This window comes from Pseudomonas sp. Xaverov 83, from assembly GCF_019352905.1.
In the GTDB taxonomy this organism is placed as follows: Bacteria; Pseudomonadota; Gammaproteobacteria; order Pseudomonadales; family Pseudomonadaceae; genus Aquipseudomonas; species Aquipseudomonas yamanorum.
On record NZ_JAAAFU010000081.1, the window covers coordinates 174,511 to 201,174 of the forward strand.

Here is a 26,664-nt window from a genome sequence, read left to right on the forward strand (position 1 = left end):
AAAAAAACATAATAAAAATATCGGAGTGCTTCATGAAAACAACAATAAAGCTGGGCCTCGTTGCATCCTGCCTGACCTTGCCGATGGCAGCTCAGGCGTTGGAATTTGCCGGCTACTTGCGTAGCGGTGCAGGGACTTCAACCGGCAGTGGCAAGCAGCAGTGCTTCCAGTTGCCGGGTGCACAATCCAAATACCGTCTGGGCAACGAGTGCGAGCAGTACGCCGAACTCGAATTGCGCCAGGACCTGCTGACCCTCGACGACGGCTCGGTGTTCAGCGTCGATGCCATGGCCTCGCTGTACAACAAGTACGACCGGGCGCTGAAGTTCCAGGGTGAAGACAACGGCTCGGCACGGATGCCGCAGATGTATGCGCAGTGGTCGAACATTCCCAGCCTCAACGGCGGTTCGCTGTGGGCCGGCCGGCGTTACTACAAACGAAACGACATCCATATCTCCGACTTTTACTACTGGAACCAGAGCGCCACAGGCGGCGGTATCGAGGACGTGAAAATCGGCGACCTGAAGTACAGCTATGCACTGTCCCGCAAGGACAACCTGTACCAGAAGGAATACGCCACCCGTCATGACTTCAACGTGGCCGGCTTCAAGACCAACCCCGGCGGTGAGCTGGAACTGGGCTTGAGTTACATCGAAAAAGCCGGTGGTCGTGATACCAACAGTGGCTGGGCCATTACCGCCCAGCACGTGCAGAAACCCTTTCTTGGCGGGCGCAACAAGTTTGCGCTGCAATACGGCGAAGGCCCCGGCACCGGCCTCGGCTACACCGGCGATACCTTCCTCGATAAAAGCAGCAAGAGCTACCGCGCGGTGGAGTTCTTCGACTGGCAAGTGACCCCACGGTTTGGCGGGCAGATCGAGGCCGTTTACCAGAAGGATATTCGCCCGGGCAGCCAGGACCAGACCTGGATGTCGCTGGGCGTGCGCCCGGCCTATGCCATCTCCGAACAGTTCAAACTGGTCACCGAACTTGGCCATGATCAGGTCGAGGCCACCGGTGGTACGCGCAAGCTGAGCAAATTTACCTTCGCCCCGACCTGGTCCCCCAAAGGCCCGGACTTCTGGGCGCGGCCGGAAGTGCGCTTGTATTACACCTACGCGACCTGGAACGAAGCGGCCAAGCGTGCGGCCAATGAGCTGGCGGCAGGTTCGGCGTTGTCCGACACCGGCAGCTACGGCACGGCGTTGCATGGTTCCAATTTTGGTGTGCAAGTCGAATATTGGTGGAAATAAGTCGCCCCCATTCAATGATGTTTACAGAACAAAACAGCAGGTGAAGTCATGACCACAACTCAACCCCTGGAATTGCTGGCGCCGTTGTCCGGGGTGCTGCTCGCCCTGGACCAGGTGCCTGATCCGGTGTTCTCCAGTCGCCTGATCGGCGATGGCCTGTGCATCGATCCGACCTCGCAGACCCTCTGCGCGCCGCTGGCCGGGGTGATCAGCAATATCCAGGACAGTGGTCATGCGGTGAGTGTCACCGACGACAACGGCGTCCAGGTGCTGATGCATATCGGCCTGGACACCGTGAATCTCGCGGGCAAGGGTTTCACCCGATTGGTCGAGGAAGGCCAGCGGGTGGAAGCCGGGCAACCGCTGATTGAATTCGATGCCGACTACGTAGCGCTCAATGCCCGTAGTTTGCTGACCCTGATGCTGGTGGTCAGTGGTGAGCCCTTCAAGCTGCTGACGCCCGAGCAGGGTTTGGTCGATGTGGGGCAACCGCTGCTGCGAGTAACGCCGCAAGCTGTTGCCGACGAGGTAAAAGACGAGGAGGGTGACGCCCTGTTCTCCAAGCCACTGACCTTGCCCAACGCCAACGGCCTGCATGCGCGCCCGGCGGCGGTGCTGGCGCAGGCCGCCAAAGGCTTCAAGGCGAGTATTTACCTGCACAAGCAAACCGAGAGCGCCAACGCCAAGTCGCTGGTGCGGATCATGGCGTTGCAGACGGTGCAGGGTGACACCGTGCAAGTCAGTGCGGCAGGTGAGGACGCCGAAGCGGCGATCCAGGCGCTGGTAACCTTGCTGGCCGAAGGTTGCGGGGAAGCCGTCACCGCTCATTCACCGGCTGCTGCACCCGTGGCGCCTGATTCATCGGCGACCATGCTGCGCGGTGTGTGTGCCTCGCCCGGTTCGGCGTTTGGCCAGGTGGTGCAGGTTAAAGAACCGGCATTGACCTTCGCCGAAGCCGGCAAAGGTGAGGCGCTGGAGCGCGCGGCCCTGACCCATGCCCTGAACAACGCCAATCAGGCGCTGCAAGCCTTGCAGGAAAAGGCCGTCGGCACCGCCCAGTCCGAGATCTTCCGCGCCCATCAGGAGTTGCTGGACGATCCGGCCCTGCTGGAACAAACCCGCGATCTGCTGGACCAGGGCAAAAGCGCGGCCTTCGCCTGGAACAGCGCCACCGAAGCCACCGCCACGCTCTTCCAGGGCCTGGGCAATGCCTTGCTCGCCGAGCGCGCTGCCGACCTGGCTGACGTTGGCCAGCGGGTGTTGAAACTGATCCTCGGGGTTCAGGACCGCGCCTGGGATTTACCGGAGCAGGCGATCCTGATTGCCGAGCAACTGACGCCTTCGCAAACTGCCAGCCTCGACACCCGCAGGGTGTTGGGCTTCGTCACGGTGGGCGGTGGCGCTACCAGCCACGTCGCTATCCTTGCCCGCGCCCTTGGTTTGCCGGCCATCTGCGGCGTGCCGGCGCAGGTGCTGGAGTTGGTCAACGGTAAACAAGTGCTGCTGGATGCCGACAAAGGCGAGCTGCACCTGAACCCGGACCTGGCCGAGATCGAGCAGCTGCAAGTCACCCGCCAACAGCACGTGCTTCGCCGCCAGCGGGAAGTGGAACAGGCTTCATTGCCCGCCACTACCCGCGACGGTCATCACGTCGAAGTGACGGCCAACGTCGCTTCATTGCAGGAGGTGGAGCAGGCGCTGACGCTGGGGGGCGAAGGCGTGGGTTTGCTGCGTTCCGAGTTCCTGTATCTGGACCGCAACCGCGCGCCGAGCCCTGAAGAACAGGCGGGCACCTACAGCGCCATCGCCCGTGCGTTGGGCCCCGAACGCAATCTGGTGGTGCGCACCCTGGATGTCGGTGGCGACAAGCCGCTGGCCTATGTGCCAATGGACAGCGAGACCAACCCGTTCCTCGGCCTGCGCGGGATTCGCCTGTGCCTGGAGCGCCCGGAACTGCTGCGCGAACAATTCCGCGCGATTCTCGCCAGTGCCGGTTTCGCCCGTCTGCACATCATGTTGCCGATGGTCAGCCTGCTTTCGGAATTGCGCCTGGCGCGGAAGATTCTTGAAGAGGAAGCGTTGGTCCTGGGGCTGACGGAGTTGCCGAAGCTGGGAATCATGATCGAAGTGCCGTCGGCGGCGTTGATGGCCGACCTGTTTGCGCCGGAGGTGGATTTCTTCTCCATCGGCACCAACGACCTGACCCAATACACCCTGGCCATGGACCGCGATCACCCGCGGCTCGCCAGCCAGGCTGACAGCTTTCACCCCGCGGTGCTGCGCCTGATCGCCAGCACCGTCAAGGCGGCCCATGCCCATGGCAAGTGGGTCGGCGTGTGCGGGGCGTTGGCGTCTGAAGCGCTGGCGGTGCCGGTGCTGATCGGGTTGGGGGTGGATGAGTTGTCGGTCAGCGTGCCGCTGATCCCGACCATCAAGGCCACCGTGCGCGAGCTGGACCTGGCGGACTGCCAATCCATCGCTCGCCAGGTGCTCGGCCTGGAAGAAGCGGCGCAGGTACGCGAGGCGTTGCGCCTGTACCACGCGGCTACCGTTGAAACCTCATTGGTTGTGGAGCACTGATATGTTCGAGAAATTTCAGCGGGCGTTCTGGAAGGCCCTGACGCCGGATCTGGTGCTTGAAACGCCGCAGGCAGCTCCAGTGAGCGAAACACTGTTGGCCCCGGCAGTGCTGAATGCGCTGGGCGGCGCGGAGAATCTCACGTCGCAGCAGCGGGTGGCACTGACCCGGGTGCGGGTGCAATTGAAGGATGCGGGGCGGTTGGATGCGAACGCGTTGAAGGTGGCAGGCGTGCCGGGCGTGATGGTGTTGGCGGGTGGGGTAGTGCACCTGATCACCGGCCTGAGCACCGCTCTATAAATCAAAGAGGATCAAATGTGGGAGCCGGGCTTGCCCGCGATGGCGGTGTGTCAGCGATACATAGGTTGGCTGACACTCCGTCATCGCGGGCAAGCCCGGCTCCCACAGTATTTTGTGGTGTTCGGAGCATCGGAGGGATCAGAGCTGCGGAGTTTCTTCAGTCGGCTTGGTCTTGTCCACACCCGGCACATGCAGGTTGCCTTCCACCACCTGATTGCCTTCCAGCTGCGGCTGCGTCACCCACGTCAAAATGTCGTAGTAACGCCGGATGTTCGCCACAAAGTGCACGGGCTCTCCGCCACGCGCATACCCATACCGCGTCTTGCTGTACCACTGCTTCTGCGACAGGCGTGGCAGCATTTTCTTCACGTCCAGCCACTTGTTCGGGTTCAGGCCTTCCTTTTCGGCCAGCTTGCGCGCGTCATCCAAATGGCCGGTGCCGACGTTGTACGCCGCCAGGGCAAACCAGGTGCGGTCCGGCTCGGCAATCTTGTCGTCCAGCTCATCCTTGATCTTGGCCAGGTACTTGGCGCCGCCCATGATGCTCTGCTTGGCGTCCAGGCGGTTGGATACGCCCATGGCCTGCGCTGTGTTCTGGGTCAGCATCATCAGGCCGCGCACGCCGGTCTTGGAGGTCACCGCCGGTTGCCAGAGTGATTCCTGGTAGCCGATGGCCGCCAGCAGTCGCCAGTCGACCTTTTCTTCCTTGGCATAGGCGCGGAAGTGTTTCTCGTACTTGGGCAGGCGCTGCTGCAAATGCTGGGCGAAGGTGTAGGCGCCCATGTAGCCGAGTACATCCACGTGCCCGTAATAGCGATCTTTCAGACGCTGGAGGGTGCCGTTCTTTTCGACCTTGTCGAGGTAGCTGTTCACCTCGTTGAGCAGGCTGTTGTCTTCGCCGGAGGCGACCGCCCAGGCTTGATGGCTGGCATCACCGAGGTCAAAGGCCACCCGCACGTTGGGGAAGTACACCTGGTTCATCGCCACTTCGTTGGAGTCCACCAGGGTCAGGTCAATTTGCCCTTCGTCCACCATGCGCAACAGGTCGACCACCTCAACGGCATCGGATTCTTCGTATTCAATTCCGGGAAATTGATTTTTCAACTGCGCCAGTTGTTCGGCGTGGGTGCTGCCCTTGAGCACCATGATCTTCTTGCCCACCAGGTCTGCTGCGGTGGTCGGGCGGGACTGGCCGTTGCGGTAGATGATCTGCGGGGTGACTTCCAGATACGGATGGGAGAAACGCACTTGCTGGCGGCGCGGCTCACTGCTGACCAGACCGGCGGCGGCCAGTACCGGGCCGTTGGGCTTGCCGATCTGTGAGAACAGGTCATCCAGGTTGTCAGCGGTCTCGATCTCCAGCTTTACCCCCAGCTCGTCGGCGAAACGCTTCACCAGTTCGTATTCGAATCCGGTTTCGCCGTTACGGTCCTGGAAATAAGTGGCCGGGCTGTTTCGGGTGACCACCCGCAATACGCCATCCTCCTTGATTCGCTCGAGCGTGTTGGGTTTATCCACACACGCGCTGAGCAGCAGGAAGAGTCCGGTGACGAAGAGCCATTTGGCGCATCGCGGGCGTAAAGCAGTAGGGGAGAACATCTGCGCAGTATACGCAAAGGACCCTCGGCGCCATATCTCGACAGCGGGGCACTTGTCTGCTAGCGCCCGTAAACCTTGGCTGCAGGCCGCAGAAACGGGGCTTGGCAGCCGATTGTGACGGTTAAAATAACTGCCCGGAATAGCCTGGATGGCCCTCTGATATCGTGCGATTTATGCCAACTGACGTCCGGCAGCGGCCATAGGTGCCGTTTCGGGTGCCGTTGGCGACGGTTTACGCTAGAATGCACGGCCTCAAAGCACACCCCCTTCCCGAGGCTGTCCCGAAGATGTTGATCCTGCGCGGCGCTCCTGCCCTTTCTGCCTTTCGCCACAGCAAACTCCTTGAGCAACTGAGCCAGAAGGTACCTTCTGTCAGTGGCTTGTATGCTGAATTTGCTCACTTCGCCGACGTTACCGGCGTTTTGACCGCCGACGAACAGCAAGTGCTGGCGCGCCTTCTGAAGTACGGTCCCAGCGTTCCAGTTCAAGAGCCTGCGGGCCGCTTGTTCCTGGTTTTGCCACGGTTCGGCACCATCTCGCCCTGGTCGAGCAAGGCCAGCGACATCGCCCGCAACTGCGGCCTGGAAAAAATCCAGCGCCTGGAACGCGGGATCGCCTTCTATGTAGCCGGCCAGTTCAGCGAGGCCGAGGCCGAGCTGATCGCCAGCAGCCTGCACGACCGCATGACCCAGATCATCGTGGGCCAGCTGGAACAGGCCGCCGGTCTGTTCAGCCACGCCGAGCCCAAGCCGCTGACCGCGATTGACGTGCTCGGTGGTGGTCGCGCCGCCCTGGAAACCGCCAACACCGAATTGGGCCTGGCCCTGGCCGAAGACGAAATTGACTACCTGGTCAACGCCTTCATCGGCCTGAAGCGCAATCCCCACGACATCGAACTGATGATGTTCGCCCAGGCGAACTCCGAGCACTGCCGTCACAAGATCTTCAACGCCAGTTGGGACATCGACGGCCAGAGCCAGGAAAAAAGCCTGTTCGGCATGATCAAGAACACCTACGTGATGCACAGCGAAGGCGTTCTGTCGGCGTATAAGGACAACGCCTCGGTCATCGTCGGCTCCGTCGCCGGCCGTTTCTTCCCGGACCCTGAGACCCGCCAATACGGCGCGGTGCAGGAGCCGGTGCACATCCTGATGAAAGTCGAGACCCACAACCACCCGACCGCGATTGCCCCGTTCCCTGGCGCAGCCACCGGTTCCGGCGGCGAGATTCGCGACGAAGGTGCAACCGGTCGTGGCGCCAAGCCAAAGGCTGGCCTCACCGGCTTCACCGTGTCCAACCTGCAGATCCCGGGCTTCGAACAGCCGTGGGAAGTGCCGTACGGCAAGCCTGAGCGCATCGTCACCGCGCTGGACATCATGATCGAAGGCCCGCTGGGCGGCGCTGCGTTCAACAACGAATTCGGGCGTCCGGCCCTGACCGGTTACTTCCGTACTTTCGAGCAGTCCATCACCACCCCGCGTGGCGATGAAGTGCGCGGTTACCACAAGCCGATCATGTTGGCCGGCGGCATGGGCAATATCCGCGCCGAGCACGTACAGAAAGGCGAGATTCTGGTCGGCTCCAAGCTGATCGTCCTCGGTGGCCCGGCGATGCTGATCGGCCTGGGCGGCGGCGCCGCTTCCTCCATGGCTACCGGCACCAGCTCGGCCGACCTGGACTTCGCTTCCGTTCAGCGTGAAAACCCTGAGATGGAGCGCCGTTGCCAGGAAGTCATCGACCGTTGCTGGCAGTTGGGTGACAAGAACCCTATCAGCTTCATCCACGACGTCGGCGCGGGTGGTTTGTCCAACGCCTTCCCGGAACTGGTCAACGATGGCGACCGTGGCGGCCGTTTCGAACTGCGCAACATTCCAAACGACGAGCCGGGCATGGCCCCGCACGAAATCTGGAGCAACGAATCCCAGGAGCGTTACGTCCTGGCCGTCGGCCCTGCCGACTTCGAACGCTTCCAGGCGATCTGCGAGCGCGAGCGCTGCCCGTTTGCCGTGGTCGGCGAAGCCACTGCCGAGCCGCAACTGACGGTCACCGACAGCCACTTCGGCAACAGCCCGGTAGACATGCCGCTGGAAGTGCTGCTAGGCAAAGCCCCGCGCATGCACCGTTCGGCCGTGCGTGAAAACGAACTGGGCGACGATTTCGATCCGTCGACCCTGGCCATCGCCGACTGCGTGGAGCGCGTCCTGCACCACCCGGCCGTTGCCAGCAAAAGCTTCCTGATCACCATCGGCGACCGCACCATTACCGGTCTGGTTGCCCGTGATCAAATGGTCGGCCCGTGGCAGGTTCCAGTGGCTGACGTTGCCGTCACCGCCACCAGCTTCGACGTGTACACCGGTGAAGCCATGGCGATGGGCGAGCGTACTCCGCTGGCGCTGCTGGACGCTCCGGCGTCGGGCCGCATGGCCATCGGCGAAACCCTGACCAACATCGCAGCGTCGCGTATCGCCAAGATCTCCGACATCAAGCTGTCGGCCAACTGGATGTCCGCTGCCGGTCACCCGGGTGAAGATGCGCGTCTGTACGACACCGTGAAAGCGGTCGGCATGGAGCTGTGCCCTGAGCTGGGCATTACCATTCCGGTGGGCAAGGACTCCATGTCCATGGCCACTCGCTGGAACGATGAAGGCGTGGACAAGAGCGTCACCTCGCCGCTGTCGCTGATCGTCACCGGCTTTGCGCCCGTTACCGATATTCGCCAGACCCTGACCCCGCAACTGCGCATGGACAAGGGCACCACCGACCTGATCCTGATCGACCTCGGTCGCGGCCAGAACCGCATGGGCGCCTCGATCCTCGCCCAGGTGCACGGCAAACTCGGCAAACAGGCTCCGGACGTCGACGATGCCGAAGACCTGAAGGCCTTCTTTGCCGTGATCCAGGGCTTGAACGCCGACGGTCACCTGCTGGCTTACCACGACCGTTCCGACGGTGGTTTGCTGACCAGCGCCGTGGAGATGGCCTTCGCCGGTCACTGCGGCCTGAACCTGAACCTCGATGGCCTGGCAGAAACTTCCGCCGACATCGCTGCAATCCTGTTCAACGAAGAACTGGGCGCCGTGATCCAGGTTCGCCAGGACGCAACGCCAGACGTACTCGCACAGTTCAGCGCTGCTGGCCTGGGTGACTGCGTGGCCGTGGTTGGCCAGCCGATCAACAACGGTGAAATCAACATCGTCTTCAACGGCGAAACCGTGTTTGAAGGCCAGCGCCGCTTGCTGCAACGCCAGTGGGCCGAGACCAGCTACCAGATCCAGCGCCTGCGTGACAACGCCGACTGCGCCGAGCAGGAATTCGACGTGATCCTGGAAGAAGACAACCCGGGCCTGAGCACCAAGCTCAGCTTCGACGTCAACCAGGACATCGCCGCGCCTTACATCAAGAAAGGCATCCGCCCACAAGTTGCCGTACTGCGTGAGCAGGGCGTCAACGGCCAGGTGGAAATGGCGGCGGCGTTCGACCGTGCCGGCTTCAATGCGATCGACGTGCACATGAGCGACATCCTCGCTGGTCGCGTCGACCTCAATGAGTTCAAAGGCCTCGTGGCCTGCGGCGGTTTCTCCTACGGCGACGTACTGGGTGCCGGTGAAGGCTGGGCCAAATCGGCCCTGTTCAACAGCCGTGCCCGCGACGCGTTCCAGGGTTTCTTCGAGCGTAACGACAGCTTCACCCTGGGTGTGTGCAACGGTTGCCAGATGATGTCCAACCTCAGCGAACTGATCCCGGGCAGCGAGTTCTGGCCGCACTTCGTGCGTAACCGTTCCGAGCAGTTCGAAGCCCGTGTTGCGATGGTTCAGGTGCAGGAATCCAACTCGATCTTCCTGCAAGGCATGGCCGGTTCGCGCATGCCAATCGCCATCGCCCACGGTGAAGGCCATGCCGAGTTCGCCAGCGAAGAAGCACTGCTGGAAGCCGACCTGTCCGGTACCGTGGCCCTGCGTTTCGTCGACAACCACGGCAAGGTCACCGAAGGCTACCCGGCCAACCCGAACGGCTCGCCGCGCGGGATCACCGGCCTGACCAGCCGCGACGGTCGCGTCACCATCATGATGCCGCACCCGGAGCGTGTGTTCCGCGCCGTGCAGAACTCGTGGCGCCCGGAAGAGTGGAACGAAGACGGCGCGTGGATGCGCATGTTCCGTAACGCTCGCGTCTGGGTGAACTAAGACGGTGTACAAGCTCAGCTTCTTTGTGCCCGACAGCCATGTGGAGACGGTGAAAACCGCCGTATTCGCAGCGGGTGGCGGGCGTATCGGCCACTACGACAGCTGCGCCTGGCAGGTCCTGGGCCAGGGCCAATTCCGCGCGATGGACGGCAGCCAGCCGTTTATCGGGCAGGTAGGGCAGGTTGAAGTGGTTGAAGAATGGAAGGTTGAGCTGGTGGTGGCGGATGAATTGATCGTGGCTGTCGTGGCTGCGTTGAAACTGAGCCATCCGTATGAGACACCGGCGTATGAGGTATGGCAGTTGGCGGATTTTTGATCCGTCGGCTGCAAAACAAGAAACCCGCTGGGCCAGTTTGGTCAGCGGGTTTTTTGTTGCCTGTCAGGGCCTCATCGCGGGCAAGCCCGGCTCCCACATTTGACCGCGTTGCCATGTCTGGTGGCGATCAAATGTGAGAGCTGGCTTGTCGGAGCGACTCGGATTTTTCTGACAAGCCTTTCAGGTTGTCCCTCGGAATCTGCCTCTCTAACCTTCGCCAGTCGCTGCCAATTCAGTGACCGGGACTGCAAGCTCGTAAACATCACTAGGAGCGTATTCTTCTCGGAGCTTTACGATGGTCAACGAAAACACTTCATCTTCCATAGCCTCGCTTCAAGCTGCAGCCCGTCAGGCGACGAGTCAACCTGCCGATCAGTTATTCTCCCTTGTACCTAATCTGGATAGCGAAACCCTGCTGGCCAACGCCTCTCAGGATCTTGCCTCAGTGCAGGCGCTGACAGTTCATCTGGCGTTTGAAGTCGACGGTTCCCACCGGGATGTGGCGCTGGGGATTTGTCGGATGCTGGAGGGGATTCAGTTGATGGTGGATCGGATGCTGGACTTGTATGAGGTGCCTGAGCCTGAGTAATTCGGCGCCTGTGAGGGCCATTCGCGAGCAAGCCCGCTCCCACATTTGACCGCGTTGCCATGACGGGCACCGATCAAAATGTGGGAGCGGGCTTGCTCGCGAAGAGGCCCTGATGCTCAGTAAAGATTCAGGCTTTTACCCCAACCTCACGGCCACTGACCAACCGCTCCAACGCCTCACCCAACCCCGAAGCCTTGTCACCAATCAGCAAGTGCCAAACCCCACTCTCAAGCTGGCTAACCCCCTGGCAACCCAGCGCAGTCAGTTGGGATTCCGACAACACCGAACCATCCTCCAGCTCCACCCGCAGCCGCGTCATTGCCACCGCATCCAGTTGCAAGACATTGGCCCGACCGCCCAGCGCACTCAGCCATTTCTCGGCCTCATGCACATTCACCGGTGTGCTCTTCTCAACAGGCGCTACCACCACCGCAGGCGCCGCAACATACGAAGGCATCGCCAACCGAATCTCATCGGCAATGCTGTCTGCCATCGGCCCGACCACTACCTGCAAACTTCCGCCATTGCCCGGCCGAACCACCGCCATGGCACCCAGTGCTTTCAGCTCGGCATCTACCGCCTTGTTGCGATCCACCATGTCCAGCCGCAGACGCGTAGTGCAAGCACCTACACTCAGCAGATTCTCCGCACCACCCAGCGCTCGAATGTAAGCTCCGGCCCGCTGGTTATCGGTCATGGCCTCGGCCTGCGCGACCTGAATATCCTCACGCCCCGGCGTCTTCAAATTGAAGCGACGGATGCAGTAATTGAACACGCTGTAGTAGATCACCGCATACGCCAGCCCAACCGGGAACACCAGCCAGCCGTTGGTGGACTTGCCCCAACCCAGCACCATGTCGATAAACCCGCCGGAGAAGGTAAAGCCCAGGTGAATGTTGAGCATGTTGGTGACCGCCATCGACAAGCCGGTCAGTAGCGCATGGATCAGATACAGGAATGGCGCGAGGAACATGAACGCGAATTCGATCGGCTCGGTGACCCCGGTCAGGAACGAGGTCAGCGCCATCGACAGGAAAATCCCGCCCATGATCTTGCGCCGTTCCGGCAGGGCATTGCGGTACATCGCCAGGCACGCCGCCGGGAGGCCGAACAACATCACCGGGAACATGCCGGTCATGAACTGGCCGCCTTTCGGGTCGCCGGCAAAGTAGCGGGTCAGGTCGCCGGTCACTACCGCGCCGGTCACCGGATCCGTGAAGCTGCCGAACACAAACCAGGCCATGTTGTTGAGGATATGGTGCAAGCCGGTGACGATCAGCAGGCGGTTGAACACGCCAAACACGAACGCGCCAAAGCTGCCGCTTTCCATCAGCAGTACGCCGAAGCTGTTGATGCCGTGCTGGATCGGTGGCCAGATCAAACCAAAGATCACCCCCAGCGCCACCGCTGAGAACCCGGTGACGATCGGTACAAACCGTCGCCCGCCAAAGAACGCCAGGTACTCCGGCAGCTTGATGTCCTTGAAGCGGTTATACAGCGCACCGGCCATCAAGCCGCTGGCGATCCCCGCGAGCATGCCCATGTTGATGCTGGCGTCCATCACCTTGAGGGTGGAGACCATCACCAGGTACCCAATGGCACCCGCCAGGCCCGCCGTGCCGTTGTTGTCGCGGGCAAAACCCACGGCGATCCCGATGGCGAAGATCAGCGCCAGGTTGGCGAAGATCGCCTGCCCGGCGTCGTGCATCACCGCGATGTTCAGCAAGTCGGTGTCGCCCAGTCGCAGCAGGAGGCCGGCGATCGGCAAAATCGCGATCGGCAGCATTAGCGCACGGCCCAGGCGTTGCAGCCCTTCGATAAAATGTTGATACACGGCGTGTCTCCCTATTTTTGTTGTTTTCAGCTCAGCGGCCAGTGGTGTTGACAGGCTTGGCGAACGGCTTTGGCGCTGCTCAGGTTAAGCAGGCTTTGGCTCAGTTGCCGGCATTGGGCTGCGTCCAGGTGACGGACACGGTCCTTGATTTCTCCGATTTGCGGCGGGCTGACAGACAGCTCGCTGATGCCCAAGCCGATCAGCACCGGCGTGGCCAGCGGGTCGGACGCCAGCGCGCCGCACACACCCACCCAACGGCCATGCTTGGCGGCGCCGATGCAGGTCTGCGCGATCAGCCGCAGCAGCGCCGGGTGCATGGCGTCGACTCGGGCGGCGAGGCCGGCGTGGTCGCGGTCCATGGCAAGGGTGTACTGGGACAGGTCATTGGTGCCGATGGACAGAAAGTCCGCGTGCTCGGCCAGTTGTTCGGCCATCAGCGCCGCCGCGGGCACTTCGATCATCACGCCCAGTTCCGGGCGTTGGGTGAGCTCCAGTTCGGCGCACAGTTCATCGAGGCGCTGGCGAATGTGCAGCAGTTCGTCGACTTCGCTGACCATCGGCAGCAGGATCCGGCAGCGCTCCAGCGGGCTGACCTGAAGAAGGGCACGCAGTTGCTGGTCCAGCACTTCCGGACGCACTTGCGCCATGCGAATGCCCCGCAGGCCCAGCACCGGGTTGGTCTCGAACGGCAGCGGCAGGTAGTCGAGTTGCTTGTCGCCGCCGACGTCGATGGTGCGGATGATCACGGATTTGTCGCCCATGGCATCCAGCACGGCTTGGTAGGCCTGGCGCTGCTCTTGCTCGTCGGGTGCAGTGCGGCGGTCGACGAAGAGAAATTCGGTACGCAGCAGGCCGACGCCATCCGCGCCATTCTCGAAGGCTAACTGGGCTTCGGCGCCGGAGGCGACATTCGCGGCCACTTCAATACGCACGCCATCCTGAGTGCTGGCAGTGCCTCGAGCCTCCGCGTGCTGCTGTTGGCGCCGCAGTTTCTGTGCATCGCGCAACTGATGAACCTGAGCGTGGCGTGCATCATCCGGTGTCAGTTCCAGTCGACCGTTGGCGGCGTCCAGCACCACCCGTTGACCCTGTGGCACCTCCAGCACTTGCTCGCCCAACGCGACCACACACGGCAGGCCTTTGCCCCGTGCCAGAATCGCCACATGAGAAGTCGCGCCGCCTTCGGCCATGCAGATACCGGCGGCGTGTTGCTTACTCAATTGCAGCAGATCCGACGGGGTCAATTCATGGGCCGAGACGATCGCGCCGGCCGGCAACTCGAAGTGCCAGGCCTCGCCCAGCAGCGCCCGCAGCACGCGTTGTTGCAAGTCCCGCAGGTCGTTGGCGCGTTCGGCGAACAGTGGTTTGCCAAGGGCGAGCAGCACTGCGCATTGGGCCTGGATCGCATCGCGCCAGGCGTGAGTGGCGGCGCTGCCATGTTCGATGGCGGTGGTGGCGGCTTCCAGCAGGGTCGGGTCTTCCAGCAATGCCAGGTGGGCGGCGAAGATCTCTTCTTCTTCCACATCCTTGCGCTGGCGGGCCTGGTCCAGGGTGTGGCGGATTTCGCCGCGCACCTGTTCCAGGGCGCTGTCCAGGTGCTGCAATTGTTCATCCGGAACATTGTTGCCCGGGTCCGCCGGCAGCTCGATTCCGTTCAGGCGGAACAAGGGGCCGCATACCAAGCCCGGCGCGGCGCAGACGCCTTGCAGCACACCGGCCTCGGTATTCGCGCGTCGCGGGGCTGCGGCCACTGGGGCGTGATGTTCTTCGCTGAAGGCCACCGACAGCGCGGCGATCAGTGCTTGCAGCGCCGCTTCACAATCCTTGCCGCGACAAGTGACCTGTACCTCGTCCTGCTCACCAATCCCCAGTCCCATCAAGCCGATCAAGCTGTCGCACGAGGCCGACTTGCCGGCGAAATGCAGCTGCGACTGGCTGCTGAATGCCTGTGCGGTCTTGCGGATCAAGGCGGCAGGGCGCGCGTGCAACCCGCCACGATGGGTGATGCGAATAGTCGCGCTGGCTTCGGCGACAGACTCATCAATCACTTTCGCCGCACCGGCCAACCGCGCAACCACATGCAGCAGCGGCTCGCCGACCTTCACTGTTTTCAAGGTGATCGGCCGTAGCTCAAACAACTCGCTGTTGGTCAGGATGATCAGGCTGACCAGGCTTTTGCACTGCCGCGCAATCAGATCCAGATCAAACTGCACCAGTGCCTGGCCCTTGCTGACTCGCGCCCCTTGCTTGACCAGCAGCGCAAAGCCTTCGCCATTCAATTCCACTGTGTCGATGCCCACGTGCATCAGCAGTTCGGCACCGTTATCGGCGCGAATGGTCAGCGCGTGCCCGGTGCGGGCGACGTGGATGATCACGCCGTCGCACGGCGCGTGCAGGCAATCGTTGAGCGGGTCGATGGCAATGCCGTCGCCCATGGCGCCACTGGCGAACACTTCGTCGGGAACGTTGCCCAGGGTCAGCACCGGCCCACTGAGGGGAGCGCTGAGGGTAAGGTCTTTATTATTGTGGGACATGGGCACGGTACTCATCAGGAAATCGCTGCAATCAACTCAGTGGGTACGGGTCACTTTGCTCAAGTGACGCGGTTGGTCCGGGTCCATGCCCCGGGCCTCTGCCAAACCGGCAGCCATCACGTAGAAACTCTGGATCGCCAGGATCGGGTCCAGGGCCGGGTGTTCGGCGCGGCTCAGGGTCAGGTCGCGTTCGGCGATGTCATCGGGAGCGGCCAGCAACACGCGGGCACCGCGCTGGCGCATGTCGGCGGCCAGGCTCAGCAGGCCGGCTTGTTCGGCGCCACGGGGGGCGAAGACCAGCAGCGGGTAGTTGTCATCGATCAGGGCCATCGGGCCATGGCGCACTTCGGCGCTGCTGAAGGCTTCGGCCTGGATCGCCGAGGTTTCCTTGAGCTTGAGCGCGGCTTCCTGGGCAATGGCAAAACCGGCGCCACGGCCGATCACCATCAGTTGCTGGCAGCCGCGCAGGGCTTCGATGGCCACGCTCCAGTCTTGCTTGGCCGCTTCACGCAAACCATCAGGCAAGGCCTGGCAGGCTTGCAGCAATTCGGCTTCCTGGTTCCAGTGGCCGATCAATTGGGCACTGGCACTCAGGGTGGCGATAAAGCTTTTGGTGGCGGCGACGCTGCGTTCCGGCCCGGCGCACAGCGGCACGTGGAATTCGCAGGCGGCTTCCAGTGGCGAGTCTTCGGCGTTGACCATCGAGATGCTCAAGGCGCCGCGCTTGCGCAGCAGGCGCAGGCTGTTGACCAGGTCCGGGCTTTGCCCCGACTGGGAGAAACCGAACGCCACTTGCCCGCTGACCTTGAGCGGCGATTGCAGCATGGTCACCACCGACATCGGCAACGACGCCACCGGAATCCCCAGGTGTTGCATGGTCAGGTAGGCGAAGTAACTGGCGGCATGGTCCGAGCTGCCGCGAGCAATGGTCATTGCCACTTGCGGCGGCTGGCGACGCAGGCGGCCGGCGACTTCCTCCAGCAATGGGTCCAGGCGTTGCAGTTGAGCCTCGACGGCCTCGCAGGAGGCCAGGGCCTCTTCAAGCATTTTTGAAGTCAATGGTTTCTCCTTCGACCATTACGTCGGTGAGGTGCAGGGAGCGGTCCAGGCGCACGCAGTCGGCGAAGCTGCCGGGTTGCAGGCGACCGCGTTCTTCGAGGCCCAGGTAGTCCGCAGGAAATTGCGACAGGCGTTGTGAGGCTTCACTAATGGGCAGGCCGATCTTCACCAGGTTGCGCAGCGCCTGGTCCATGGTCAGGGTGCTGCCGGCCAGTGTTCCATCGGCCAGGCGTACGCCGCCCAGGCACTTGGTCACGGTGTGGCTGCCCAGCTTGTATTCACCGTCGGGCATGCCGGCGGCGGCGGTGGAATCGGTGACGCAGTACAGGCACGGGATCGAACGCAGGGCCACGCGCATGGCGCCGGGGTGCACGTGCAGCAGGTCGGGAATCAGCTCAGCGTATTTGGCGTGGGCCAGGGCCGCGCCGACGATGCCGGGCTCACGGTGATGCAACGGGCTCATGGCGTTGTACAAATGGGTAAAGCTGGTGGCCCCGGCGGCGAGGGCGGCGACGCCTTCTTCGTAGCTGCCCAGGGTGTGGCCGATCTGCATGCGCACGCCGCGTTCGCTGAGGGCGCGGATCAGTCCGTCATGGCCGGCGATTTCCGGAGCAATGGTGATCACCCGGATCGGCGCCAGGCGCAGGTATTCTTCGACTTCGGCCATCAAGGCGGTGTGGGCGAAGTTCGGTTGTGCGCCGAGTTTTCCCGGATTGATGTAGGGGCCTTCCAGGTGCACGCCGAGCACACGGGCGGTGCCGGTCGGGCGGCTCTCGCAATAGGTGCCGATTTCGCCGAGCACACGGGTGATTTCGTCCACCGGCGCGGTCATGGTGGTGGCCAGCAGCGAGGTGGTGCCAAACCGCACGTGGGTGCGAGTGATGGTGTGGAAGGCGTCGGTGCCTTCCATGATGTCTTTGCCGCCACCGCCGTGCACATGCAGGTCGATAAAGCCTGGCAGCAAATATGGCAGGTCGTTGTCTGCCGGGTCGCACGGGCTGCCTTCAACGGCAGTGACCTTGCCGTGCTGGTGCACCAGGCGGCCGCGAATCCAGCCGTTGGGCGTAAGAATGTTGTCTTCGGACATGGGCAGTTCTCTAAATTCGCAGTTCAGCGGAATAGTCGTGGCGGCGCAGTTCTGCGACGAAGTCGTAGTAGTCGTTGCGGCAATAGGTGTCGGTGATTTCAATCGGGGTGTTGTCGGCGGTGTAGCCCACCCGGGTCATCAGCAGCATGGCGGTGCCAGGGGCGATGCCCACCAGGGCTGCGAACTCGTCCGAGGCGTTGATCGCCTGGATGTGTTGCAGGGCGCGCACGATGGGCTTGCCGATGCTTTCCAGGTATTCGTACAGCGAGTTGCCGATGGCCTGCGGGTGGGGGAGGACGGAGGCGGGCATGGCGGTCATTTCAATCGCCATCACTGTGTCGTCGGCCTTACGCAAACGCTTGAGGCGCGCGACCTTGTCACTCGGCGACAGGCCCAGGCGGATCAGCTCTTCATGGGTCGGCGGGGTGATGTCGCGCTCGAGCCACTGGGACGTCGGCACAAAGCCCTTGAGACGGAGCATTTCGCTGAAGCCCGAGAGGCGCGACAACGGCTGTTCAAGGCGCGGAGTGATGAAGGTTCCGGAGCCTTGGCTGCGACGGATCAGGCCTTGTTCGAACAGTACTTCCAGCGCCTTGCGGGCGGTCACTCGGGAAATGCTCAGTTGCTCGCTGAGGGCGCGTTCCGACGGCAATGCCTGCTCGGATTTCCATTGGCCGGCATGAATCGCGGCTTCAAGGTTACGGGCCAGTTGCAGGTACAGCGGCGTCGATTGTTTATCGTCGGGGCGCAGGGCCAGGATGGGGTTCATCGTGTCGGTTTCCGATGCGGTTATTGGAGTGTTGTCGCCCGGTAGTGATCGCAAGCTAATACCACTTAAATACCATGTCAATGCAGCGAAAACGGTGCAGGCGAGCGTTTACGGGCGCCTTAATAGTGCGCCAGTTCAAGTGGTATTAGAGAGGTCTTTCTGTGGGGCAGAAGCGCGCAGCTTGCCGGGGTGAACTGGTATTCACCGGCAAGCGCCGCGTGGGGCGGGATTTTTTTTCGAATTATTTTACGAGTGGCAGGAAATTACGGACGAATCTCGATCATCGTGCCGTCTTTCACCAGGTTCCAGACTTCGCGCATGTCGACATTGCGCATGCCGATGCAGCCGTCGGTCCAGTCCAGGGTGTGGAACAGCTCTTCGGGGTAGTCCTCGGCGTCGGGGGTGCCGTGGATCATGATCATGCTGCCGGGCTTGACCCCTTCGCGGCGGGCGCGGGCGGAGTCGCTGATGTTGGGGTAGGAAATGTGCATGGCCAGGTTGAAGCGGTCGCTGGTCTTGCGCCAGTCGATCCAGTAGAAGCCTTCCGGGGTTCGGCGGTCGCCTTCCATCAGCTTGGTGCCCTTGGGGTTCTTGCCCAGGGAAATGCGGTAGGTCCTGAGGGGCTTGCCGTCGTTGATCAGTTGCAACTGATGGGCGGACTTGAGCACCAGGATTTTTTCGACGGGTTTGCCCCCCAGGATCACTTGGGTGGAGGCTGGCGACAGCGTGGCAAACGACAGGCAGATCAGAGCAAGCAACCAACGCATTAAAACGGTATCCCCTGAAAAGACTACGTGCCACCTGGATTGTTATTTGGCCAACTGGGTCAGCGGCGGCACCGACTCGCTGCGCACCGGATACGACTGTTGCCGGCGGTCAGCAAAAAAGCATTCTAAGGTACGCCCGACCGTGCGGAAAGCCAGCTCGGACCAAGGGATGTCGGCTTCATCGAATAAGCGCACTTCCAGGCTTTCGGGGCCTGCGGCAAAGTCCAGGTCGATCAGTTCGGCACGGTAGAAGATGTGCACCTGGCTGATGTGCGGCACGTCGATCAGGGTATAGATGCTCAGGTTGCGCACCCGGGCGCAGGCTTCTTCCATGGTTTCGCGCATGGCGGCCTGTTCGACGGTCTCGCCGTTCTCCATAAAACCTGCAGGCAGGGTCCAGAAACCCAGGCGCGGCTCGATGGCGCGGCGGCACAGCAGCACCTGGTCGCCCCACACCGGCACGGTGCCGGCGACGATATTGGGGTTCTGGTAGTGAATGGTCTGACAGTGATCGCAGACATAACGCAGGCGTGCGTCGCCTTCGGGAATGCGCTGGGTGACCGGTTTACCGCACTGGCTGCAGAAGTTCATGCTGGGGTTCCTGGAGAGTGCGCCTATCTTGGCGTGACCGGGTATGGCCTGCAAGTTGTCGTTTAGCGACATGGCCAGGGTTTTGGGGTTGGGCGTGCGCACGGTTTGGTGCATGATGCAAGGTAGCCAACAGACCGAGATGACTCATGCTGGACGAGCTACTTCGCCGGGTAAGCAATCATACGCCCCACACGCTGGAGACCGACGGTCGGTTCCCGGAAGCGGCGGTACTGGTGCCGATCACCCGCAGTGACGAACCCGAGCTGATCCTGACCTTGCGCGCCAGCGGGCTGTCGACCCATGGCGGCGAAGTGGCGTTCCCTGGCGGGCGCCGCGACCCGGAAGACCCGGACCTGATATTCACCGCGCTGCGAGAAGCCGAAGAAGAAATCGGCCTGCCGCCGGGCCTGGTGGAAGTCATCGGCCCATTGAGCCCGCTGATTTCCCTGCACGGTATCCGTGTCACGCCTTATGTAGGCGTTATCCCTGATTACGTTGAATACCTGGCCAATGACGCCGAGATCGCCGCTGTGTTCAGCGTGCCCCTGGAGTTTTTTCGCCAGGATCCCCGCGAACACACCCACCGTATCGATTACCAGGGCCGCAGTTGGTACGTGCCCAGTTACCGGTTTGGCGAATACAAGATCTGGGGCCTGACGGCGATCATGATCGTCGAGCTGATCAATTTGCTCTATGACGATGCCGACATCAGCCTGCATCGGCCGCCGAAAAGCTTCATCAATACCTAAGAGCCAGATGGCCATCGTTCCTGCCGTGAGGATCCACCTATGAAATACCGCCTGGGCGACGCCCGAGTCGAAACCCATCCCAACAGCTGGGTGGCCCCCAATGCCACGCTGGTGGGCAAGGTCAAGCTGGAGGAGGGCGCCAACGTCTGGTTCAACGCGGTGTTGCGCGGCGACAACGAGCTGATCCTGATTGGCAAGAACAGCAACGTGCAGGACGGCAGCGTGATGCACACCGACATGGGTTACCCGCTGACCCTCGGTACCGGCGTGACCATCGGCCATAACGCCATGTTGCATGGCTGCACCGTCGACGATTACAGCTTGATCGGCATTAATGCGGTGATCCTCAACGGGGCGAAGATCGGCAAGCACTGCATCATCGGCGCCAATTCGCTGATTGGCGAAGGCAAGGAGATTCCCGATGGTTCGTTGGTGATGGGCTCGCCGGGCAAGGTGGTGCGGGAACTGACCGACGTGCAGAAGAAAATGCTCGAGGCCAGCGCTGCGCACTATGTGCATAACGCCCAGCGTTATGCCCGTGATCTGGTTGAGCAGGAAGAATGACCGTATCTGAACGGCCGGTAGCGTCGCCTTGCGTGAGCATTTGCGCGCTGGATGACGATGATATCTGCACGGGATGCCAGCGCACGGTGGAAGAGATTACCCGCTGGAGTCGCATGGACAACGCCGAGCGCCGGGTGGTGCTGGGGTTGTGCCATGAGCGGGCGAAGGCGAGTGGGCTGATGTGGATGATTCCGGGGAAGTCCGGCGCCTGATAGACCGTTTTCGCGAGCAAGCCCGCTCCCACATTTGATTGCGTTTATCTTGGAGGAATGCGTTCAAAATGTGGGAGCGGGCTTGCTCGCGAAAGGGCCTGCCCAGACGACATATTTCCAAATGTGAAGTACCCTGTGCCCCTTGTTCACAGGTCCCTAGCCCCATGTTCTTCCTGATCGCCTACATCAGCAGCGTCGTGCTGATCAACTTTGCCTTTTCCACCGCTCCGCACCTGGATGTCATCTGGTCTGCCTGGGGCGGCTTGGTATTTGTCCTGCGGGACATGGTGCAAACCCGCTTCGGCCATGGCGCGATCATTGCCATGCTGGCGGCGCTGGTGCTGTCCTATATCACCTCCGATCCGTCCATCGCCCTGGCCAGTGCCACGGCGTTCGCGGTGTCCGAATGCATTGACTGGCTGGTGTTCAGCATCACCAAGCGCCCGCTCCACGACCGCCTGTGGATCAGTTCGGCGCTCAGCATTCCCCTCGATACCTTCATCTTTTTCGGCCTGATCGGCGCGCTCACGCCTGCCGTGGCCGGCACTGCCCTGGTCTCGAAGTTCGCCGGCGTCACCGTGGTGTGGCTGGCCATGGCCTGGCGTTTGCGCCGGCAGCGCGTCGCCAACTGAAGCCAATCCTTACAGTTCATGTAAAATGCCGGCCTTTCTCCACATGATCCGCTCCCCTGAGGACCTGAGATGACCCGAATCGGAACTCCATTGTCGCCAACCGCGACCCGCGTAATGCTGTGTGGCTGCGGTGAGCTGGGCAAGGAAGTGGTAATCGAACTGCAACGCCTGGGCGTTGAAGTGATTGCCGTGGATCGCTACGCCAACGCACCGGCCATGCAGGTTGCCCACCGTAGTCATGTGATCAACATGCTCGATGGCGCCGCCCTGCGTGCCGTGATCGAAGCCGAAAAGCCGCACTTCATCGTGCCGGAAATCGAAGCGATCGCCACCGCGACCCTGGTTGAGCTGGAAGCCGAAGGCTTCAACGTGATCCCGACCGCCCGCGCGACCTTGCTGACCATGAACCGCGAGGGCATCCGTCGCCTGGCCGCTGAAGAGCTGGACCTGCCGACCTCGCCGTACCACTTCGCTGACACCTTCGAGGACTACAGCAAGGCCGTCACCGACCTGGGCTTCCCGTGCGTGGTCAAGCCGGTGATGAGTTCGTCGGGCAAAGGCCAGAGCCTGTTGCGCAGTGCCGATGACGTGCAGAAAGCCTGGGACTACGCCCAGGAAGGCGGGCGTGCCGGCAAGGGCCGCGTGATCATCGAAGGCTTTATCGACTTCGACTACGAAATCACCCTGCTGACCGTGCGCCACATTGGCGGCACCACCTTCTGCGCGCCTGTCGGTCACCGTCAGGAGAAGGGCGACTACCAGGAATCCTGGCAGCCACAGGCCATGAGCCCGATTGCGCTGGCGGAATCCGAGCGCGTTGCCAAGGCGGTAACCGAAGCATTGGGTGGTCGTGGTCTGTTTGGCGTCGAGCTGTTTATCAAAGGCGATCAGGTGTGGTTCAGCGAAGTGTCGCCGCGCCCCCATGACACTGGCCTGGTAACCCTGATTTCCCAGGACTTGTCGCAGTTCGCCCTGCATGCGCGGGCAATTCTCGGCCTGCCGATTCCGTTGATCCGTCAATTCGGGCCTTCGGCTTCGGCGGTGATTCTGGTGGAAGGCAAGTCGACACAGACGGCGTTTGCCAACCTGGGGGCTGCGTTGAGCGAGCCGGATACGGCGTTGCGTTTGTTCGGCAAGCCGGAAGTGAACGGTCAGCGTCGTATGGGCGTGGCGTTGGCGCGGGATGAGTCGATTGAGGCTGCCCGGGCTAAAGCGACCCGTGCTTCGAAAGCGGTTGTTGTAGAGCTGTAATCGAGTCGCGCCCATCGCGGGCAAGCCCGGCTCCCACAGGGAAATGCATTCCAAATGTGGGAGCCGGGCTTGCCCGCGATGGCGGTTTATCAGCTAACGCGATTCAAATCGTTATTGCGCGTCTCTTTCAGGCACAGCACAGCAATCAAGCTGATCACCGCTGCCGCCGACACATACCCGCCGACGTAACTCAAACCGCCCATCGCCACCAGTTTGGTCGCGAAGAACGGTGCCGCCGACGCGCCCACGATCCCGCCGAGGTTATACGCCGCCGAAGCACCGGTATAACGCACGCGGGTCGGGAACAGTTCCGGCAGCATCGCGCCCATCGGGGCGAACGTCACGCCCATCAAAAACAGCTCCAGCGCCAGGAACAATGCCACGGCCCAGGTTGAACCGTGGGTGAGCAACGGTTCCATGGTGAAGCCGGAGAGGATGGTCAGAATCGCACCCACAATCAGCACCGGCTTACGCCCGTAACGGTCGCTTGCCCACGCCGCCAGCGGCGTCGCCGCGCCCATGAACAGCACGGCGAAGCACAGCAGCCCGAGGAAGGTTTCACGGCTGTAGCCCAGCGTGGACACGCCGTAACTCAGGGAAAACGCCGTGGTGATATAGAACAGCGCATAACACACCACCATCGATGCCGCGCCCAGCAGTACCGGCAGCCAATGCTGGCTGAACAGTTCCACCAGTGGCACTTTCACCGGGGCTTCCTTGGCTACGGCATTCGCGAATACAGGCGTTTCATGCAGTTTGAGTCGCGCATACAGGCCCACCATCACCAGCGCCGCGCTGAGGATGAACGGAATGCGCCAGCCCCAGCTGCGGAATTGCTCGTCGCTCAGGCTCATGGCCAGGATCAGGAACAGCCCGTTGGCTGCCAAGAACCCTATCGATGGCCCCAGTTGCGGGAACATGCCGAACCAGGCGCGTTTGCCCTTCGGTGCGTTCTCGGTCGCCAGCAACGCCGCGCCGCCCCATTCGCCGCCAAGCCCGAGGCCTTGGCCAAAGCGCAGCACGCAGAGCAGGATCGGCGCCCAGGCTCCGATGCTGTCATAACCGGGCAGCAAACCAATCAGCGTGGTGCACACGCCCATCAGCAGCAGGGACGCCACCAACGTCGATTTACGGCCAATCCGGTCACCAAAGTGGCCGAACAGCGCCGAACCCAACGGCCGCGCGATAAACGCGATACCGAAGGTCAGGAACGAGGCAAGCATCTGCGCCGTGCCGGAGGTTTGCGGGAAGAACACCGGGCCGATCACCAGGGCAGCGGCAGTCGCATAGATATAGAAGTCGTAGAACTCGATGGCGGTGCCGATGATGCTCGCGGTGGCGACCCGGGCCGTCGAGTTGGTCGGGGCGGCGGTCGCCGTCTCGTTATAGGTGGTGCTCATTGAAGTATCCCTGACGGTCATTGCGCGTTTGGACGCGGATTATTATTGGTCGAACACCCATGGATCAGGGTTGTGCGCGGGGCGGCTCGGGATGGGAGCAAACACCGGTCAGACACGGTAAAACGCTGCCTGGACGCGCTCAGTGCGGATAGCACGCGGTCGGGCGGGGCTTGGGTAAGCCGCCCGATTATAGGAAGGGGTTTGCGGATCCAACAAGGGGCTTAAGCGGCGACCGGCACCGTGCTGGTGTGCCAGATCAGCACCTTGGCGACGCGGTTGTCCTCGGTCTCGAGGATTTCCAGGCGATAGCGGCCGATTTTCAGGCACACGGCGCAATCCGGGATGGTCTCCAGCGCTTCGGTGACCAGGCCGTTGAGGGTCTTGGGGCCGTCGCTGGGCAGGTGCCAGCCGAGGGTTTTGTTCAGGTCGCGAATCGAGGCGGCGCCGTCGATCACGTAGCGACCATCCAGTTGTGGCTGGATGTGCGGGTTGTCGAGATGCTGCTCGTTTTCGAACTCACCGACGATTTCTTCAAGAATGTCTTCCAGGGTCACGATGCCCAGCACTTCGCCATATTCATCCACCACCATGCCCAGGCGGCGCTGCTGCTTGTGGAAGTTCAGCAATTGCAGTTGCAGCGGTGTGCTTTCCGGGACGAAGTAGGGCTCGTGGCAGGCCTCCAGCAGCGCTTCCTTGGTCAGGCTGGCGTCCGGCAGCAGATGGCGGATCTGCCGGGTGTTGAGCACCGCTTCGACCTGGTTGATATCGCTGTGGAACACCGGCAGTCGGGTGCGCGTGGAAACCCGCAGTTGCTCGATGATTTCCTCTACCGAGTCATCCAGGTTGATGCCGTCCACTTCGCTGCGGGGCACCAGGATGTCATTCACGGTGATGTTGTCCAGGGCATGAATGCCTGGCATGCCCGGTGCGCGGGTGTTGGGGATTTCGGCTTCCGGCTCGTCGTCCTGATCCGGCTGCGGCTCGTCGCTCTTCTTGACCACGCCAGGTTTGCGGGCAAATGGGCGCAGCAGCAACAGGCTGACGCCATTGAGCAGCCAGGCCAGCGGATAAAGGATTTTCAACGGAACGCTCAGCAACGTATTGCCGAAACCGAGGATGGTTTGCGGGTGGCGAGTGGCCAGGGCGCGGGGCAGATAGTCGGCCAGCACCAGCAGGACCGCACTGGAGATCACCCAGCCGAGCCATGGGCCGTTTTCCGCCCACGCGTAGATCGCCAGCAGGGTGCAGAGAATCACCACCACGGCGCGGCACAAGGTGTTGCAGAGGATCAGGCTATTGCGCGGGAAATTCAGGCGGGCGGCGGCTTTGTCACCCTGGCGGGTGCCAGGTCGCAGGGCCAGCAAATGTTGCTGGGCGGCTTCGATGGCGGTAAACAGCGCCGACCATAAAACCAGCAAGGCTACTACCGCAAGCATCGGCCCTAAGGGCAAGTTGTCCATGTCGGCTGCCCGTCAGATATGCAGGATGTATTCGCGAACCAGCTTGCTGCCGAAATAGGCCAGCATCAGCAGGCAGAAACCGGCCAGGGTCCAGCGGATCGCCTTGTGCCCGCGCCAGCCGAGGCGGTTGCGGCCCCACAGCAGCACGCTGAACACCACCCAGGCCAGGCACGCCAGCAGGGTCTTGTGCACCAGGTGCTGGGCGAACAGGTTCTCGACGAACAGCCAGCCGGAGATCAGCGACAGCGACAGCAGCGTCCAGCCGGCCCAGAGGAAGCCGAACAGCAGGCTTTCCATGGTTTGCAACGGCGGGAAGTTCTTGATCAGCCCGGACGGGTGCTTGTGCTTGAGCTGGTGGTCTTGCAGCAGTAGCAACAAGGCCTGGAACACCGCGATGGTGAACATGCCGTAGGCGAGGATCGACAGCAGGATGTGGGCGAGGATGCCCGGCTCTTCATCAATGACCTGCACGGTGCCGGTCGGCGTGAATTGCGCCAGCAGTACCGTCAGCACCCCGAGCGGGAACAGCAGCACCAGCAGGTTCTCCACCGGAATCCTGTAACAGGCCATCAGGGTCAGTGCGATCACTGCGGCGGCAATCAGGCTCGCGGCGCTGAAAAAATCCAGGCCCAGGCCGACCGGCGTCATCAAGTGTGTGAACAGGCTGGCCGCGTGGGCGAGCAGGGCAAGGACGCCAAGGCCTACCAACAGGCGTTTGTCGGCCTTGGCGCCTTGGGCCAGACGAGTGCCCTGATAAAGGGTCGCAGCGGCATACAAGATGGCGGCGGCGAGGCTGGGTAGCAAACTGGGTGACAAAGGGAGCATAAATCCTGTTAAGCAGGCCCGAAAGGCGCTGAGTTTGGCATACACCTGCGTAACACGAAAGACTCTCAGGCCAGACAGCGGGTGTGCATGGCGGCAGTCTTCGCTATAATC

Annotated in this window: 22 protein-coding genes; 11 read left to right on the top strand and 11 right to left on the bottom strand. The window is 62.0% G+C overall.

All coding sequences use genetic code 11. The features are described from left to right. Positions 1-32 precede the first annotated feature (32 nt). From K0H47_RS27105 to K0H47_RS27115, 3 genes are read left to right on the top strand one after another with little or no spacing between them, the layout of a single operon-like run. Positions 33-1,253 (top strand): carbohydrate porin, encoded by a 1,221-nt coding sequence (locus tag K0H47_RS27105; RefSeq protein ID WP_177025477.1) that lies wholly within the window; start codon positions 33-35, stop codon positions 1,251-1,253. A 48-nt stretch (positions 1,254-1,301) separates the two neighbouring features. Next, a complete protein-coding gene (gene ptsP, locus K0H47_RS27110; RefSeq protein ID WP_219273909.1) occupies positions 1,302-3,833 on the top strand; it encodes a phosphoenolpyruvate--protein phosphotransferase in 2,532 nt (843 codons plus the stop codon). Between the two features lies 1 nt (position 3,834). Further along, on the top strand, positions 3,835-4,131 hold the full coding sequence (locus tag K0H47_RS27115) for a PTS transporter subunit EIIB (protein ID WP_219273910.1): 297 nt from the start codon (positions 3,835-3,837) through the stop codon (positions 4,129-4,131). A gap of 138 nt (positions 4,132-4,269) precedes the next feature. On the opposite strand, the gene mltF is transcribed toward K0H47_RS27115, so the two are convergent. Continuing rightward, a complete protein-coding gene (mltF, locus tag K0H47_RS27120) occupies positions 4,270-5,730 on the bottom strand; it encodes a membrane-bound lytic murein transglycosylase MltF (RefSeq protein WP_201141094.1) in 1,461 nt (486 codons plus the stop codon). Positions 5,731-6,017: 287 nt separating this feature from the next. Here mltF and purL point away from each other — a divergent pair, with 287 nt between their 5' ends. The 3 genes from purL (at position 6,018) to K0H47_RS27135 (ending at position 10,819) form a co-directional block, all read left to right on the top strand. Next, a complete protein-coding gene (gene purL / locus K0H47_RS27125) occupies positions 6,018-9,914 on the top strand; it encodes a phosphoribosylformylglycinamidine synthase (protein ID WP_063032976.1) in 3,897 nt (1,298 codons plus the stop codon). 4 nt (positions 9,915-9,918) lie between these two features. Further along, positions 9,919-10,230, top strand: coding sequence for an NGG1p interacting factor NIF3 (locus tag K0H47_RS27130; RefSeq protein WP_093201315.1), 312 nt, complete (start codon positions 9,919-9,921; stop codon positions 10,228-10,230). A 295-nt stretch (positions 10,231-10,525) separates the two neighbouring features. Continuing rightward, positions 10,526-10,819 carry a DUF6124 family protein gene (locus K0H47_RS27135; RefSeq protein WP_219273911.1) on the top strand — a complete coding sequence of 98 codons (294 nt, stop codon included), beginning with the start codon at positions 10,526-10,528 and terminating at the stop codon, positions 10,817-10,819. A 127-nt stretch (positions 10,820-10,946) separates the two neighbouring features. On the opposite strand, the gene nagE is transcribed toward K0H47_RS27135, so the two are convergent. The 7 genes from nagE to K0H47_RS27170 form a co-directional block, all read right to left on the bottom strand. Next, positions 10,947-12,605, bottom strand: coding sequence for an N-acetylglucosamine-specific PTS transporter subunit IIBC (gene nagE / locus K0H47_RS27140; protein WP_374106783.1), 1,659 nt, complete (start codon positions 12,603-12,605; stop codon positions 10,947-10,949). Between the two features lie 74 nt (positions 12,606-12,679). After that, positions 12,680-15,187, bottom strand: coding sequence for a phosphoenolpyruvate--protein phosphotransferase (gene ptsP, locus K0H47_RS27145; RefSeq protein ID WP_219273912.1), 2,508 nt, complete (start codon positions 15,185-15,187; stop codon positions 12,680-12,682). Positions 15,188-15,223: 36 nt separating this feature from the next. Next, on the bottom strand, positions 15,224-16,246 hold the full coding sequence (locus tag K0H47_RS27150) for an SIS domain-containing protein (protein ID WP_108083578.1): 1,023 nt from the start codon (positions 16,244-16,246) through the stop codon (positions 15,224-15,226). After that, on the bottom strand, positions 16,227-17,333 hold the full coding sequence (gene nagA, locus K0H47_RS27155) for an N-acetylglucosamine-6-phosphate deacetylase (RefSeq protein ID WP_063032970.1): 1,107 nt from the start codon (positions 17,331-17,333) through the stop codon (positions 16,227-16,229). Before nagA ends, K0H47_RS27150 begins: the two co-directional genes overlap by 20 nt. Positions 17,334-17,343: 10 nt before the next feature. Further along, entirely contained in the window at positions 17,344-18,102 is a 759-nt protein-coding gene (locus tag K0H47_RS27160; protein ID WP_003209609.1) for a GntR family transcriptional regulator, read from the bottom strand. A 263-nt stretch (positions 18,103-18,365) separates the two neighbouring features. After that, on the bottom strand, positions 18,366-18,869 hold the full coding sequence (locus K0H47_RS27165) for a murein L,D-transpeptidase family protein (protein ID WP_003209608.1): 504 nt from the start codon (positions 18,867-18,869) through the stop codon (positions 18,366-18,368). Between the two features lie 42 nt (positions 18,870-18,911). After that, positions 18,912-19,460, bottom strand: coding sequence for an NUDIX hydrolase (locus tag K0H47_RS27170; protein WP_017478693.1), 549 nt, complete (start codon positions 19,458-19,460; stop codon positions 18,912-18,914). Between the two features lie 146 nt (positions 19,461-19,606). Here K0H47_RS27170 and K0H47_RS27175 point away from each other — a divergent pair, with 146 nt between their 5' ends. From K0H47_RS27175 to purT, 5 genes are all read left to right on the top strand, one after another. Then, positions 19,607-20,209 carry a CoA pyrophosphatase gene (locus K0H47_RS27175; protein WP_003209605.1) on the top strand — a complete coding sequence of 201 codons (603 nt, stop codon included), beginning with the start codon at positions 19,607-19,609 and terminating at the stop codon, positions 20,207-20,209. A gap of 39 nt (positions 20,210-20,248) precedes the next feature. Beyond that, on the top strand, positions 20,249-20,773 hold the full coding sequence (locus tag K0H47_RS27180; protein ID WP_008438249.1) for a gamma carbonic anhydrase family protein: 525 nt from the start codon (positions 20,249-20,251) through the stop codon (positions 20,771-20,773). Then, the gene (locus K0H47_RS27185) at positions 20,770-20,985 is read left to right on the top strand and encodes a DUF1289 domain-containing protein (RefSeq protein WP_063032968.1); all 216 of its coding nucleotides are present in this window, start codon (positions 20,770-20,772) and stop codon (positions 20,983-20,985) included. Before K0H47_RS27180 ends, K0H47_RS27185 begins: the two co-directional genes overlap by 4 nt. Positions 20,986-21,149: 164 nt before the next feature. Continuing rightward, the gene (locus tag K0H47_RS27190; RefSeq protein WP_003209599.1) at positions 21,150-21,617 is read left to right on the top strand and encodes a hypothetical protein; all 468 of its coding nucleotides are present in this window, start codon (positions 21,150-21,152) and stop codon (positions 21,615-21,617) included. 69 nt (positions 21,618-21,686) lie between these two features. After that, entirely contained in the window at positions 21,687-22,868 is a 1,182-nt protein-coding gene (gene purT, locus K0H47_RS27195) for a formate-dependent phosphoribosylglycinamide formyltransferase (RefSeq protein WP_026078133.1), read from the top strand. An 89-nt stretch (positions 22,869-22,957) separates the two neighbouring features. Here purT and K0H47_RS27200 read toward each other — a convergent pair whose 3' ends face one another. The 3 genes from K0H47_RS27200 to K0H47_RS27210 all read right to left on the bottom strand — a co-directional run bounded on the left by K0H47_RS27200 (position 22,958) and on the right by K0H47_RS27210 (position 26,553). Next, entirely contained in the window at positions 22,958-24,268 is a 1,311-nt protein-coding gene (locus tag K0H47_RS27200; protein ID WP_008438242.1) for an MFS transporter, read from the bottom strand. Between the two features lie 221 nt (positions 24,269-24,489). Next, positions 24,490-25,728, bottom strand: coding sequence for a transporter associated domain-containing protein (locus tag K0H47_RS27205; protein ID WP_063032966.1), 1,239 nt, complete (start codon positions 25,726-25,728; stop codon positions 24,490-24,492). A gap of 12 nt (positions 25,729-25,740) precedes the next feature. Then, complete coding sequence (locus K0H47_RS27210; RefSeq protein WP_026078135.1) at positions 25,741-26,553, bottom strand: inner membrane protein YpjD; 813 nt, start codon at positions 26,551-26,553, stop codon at positions 25,741-25,743. Positions 26,554-26,664 lie beyond the last annotated feature (111 nt).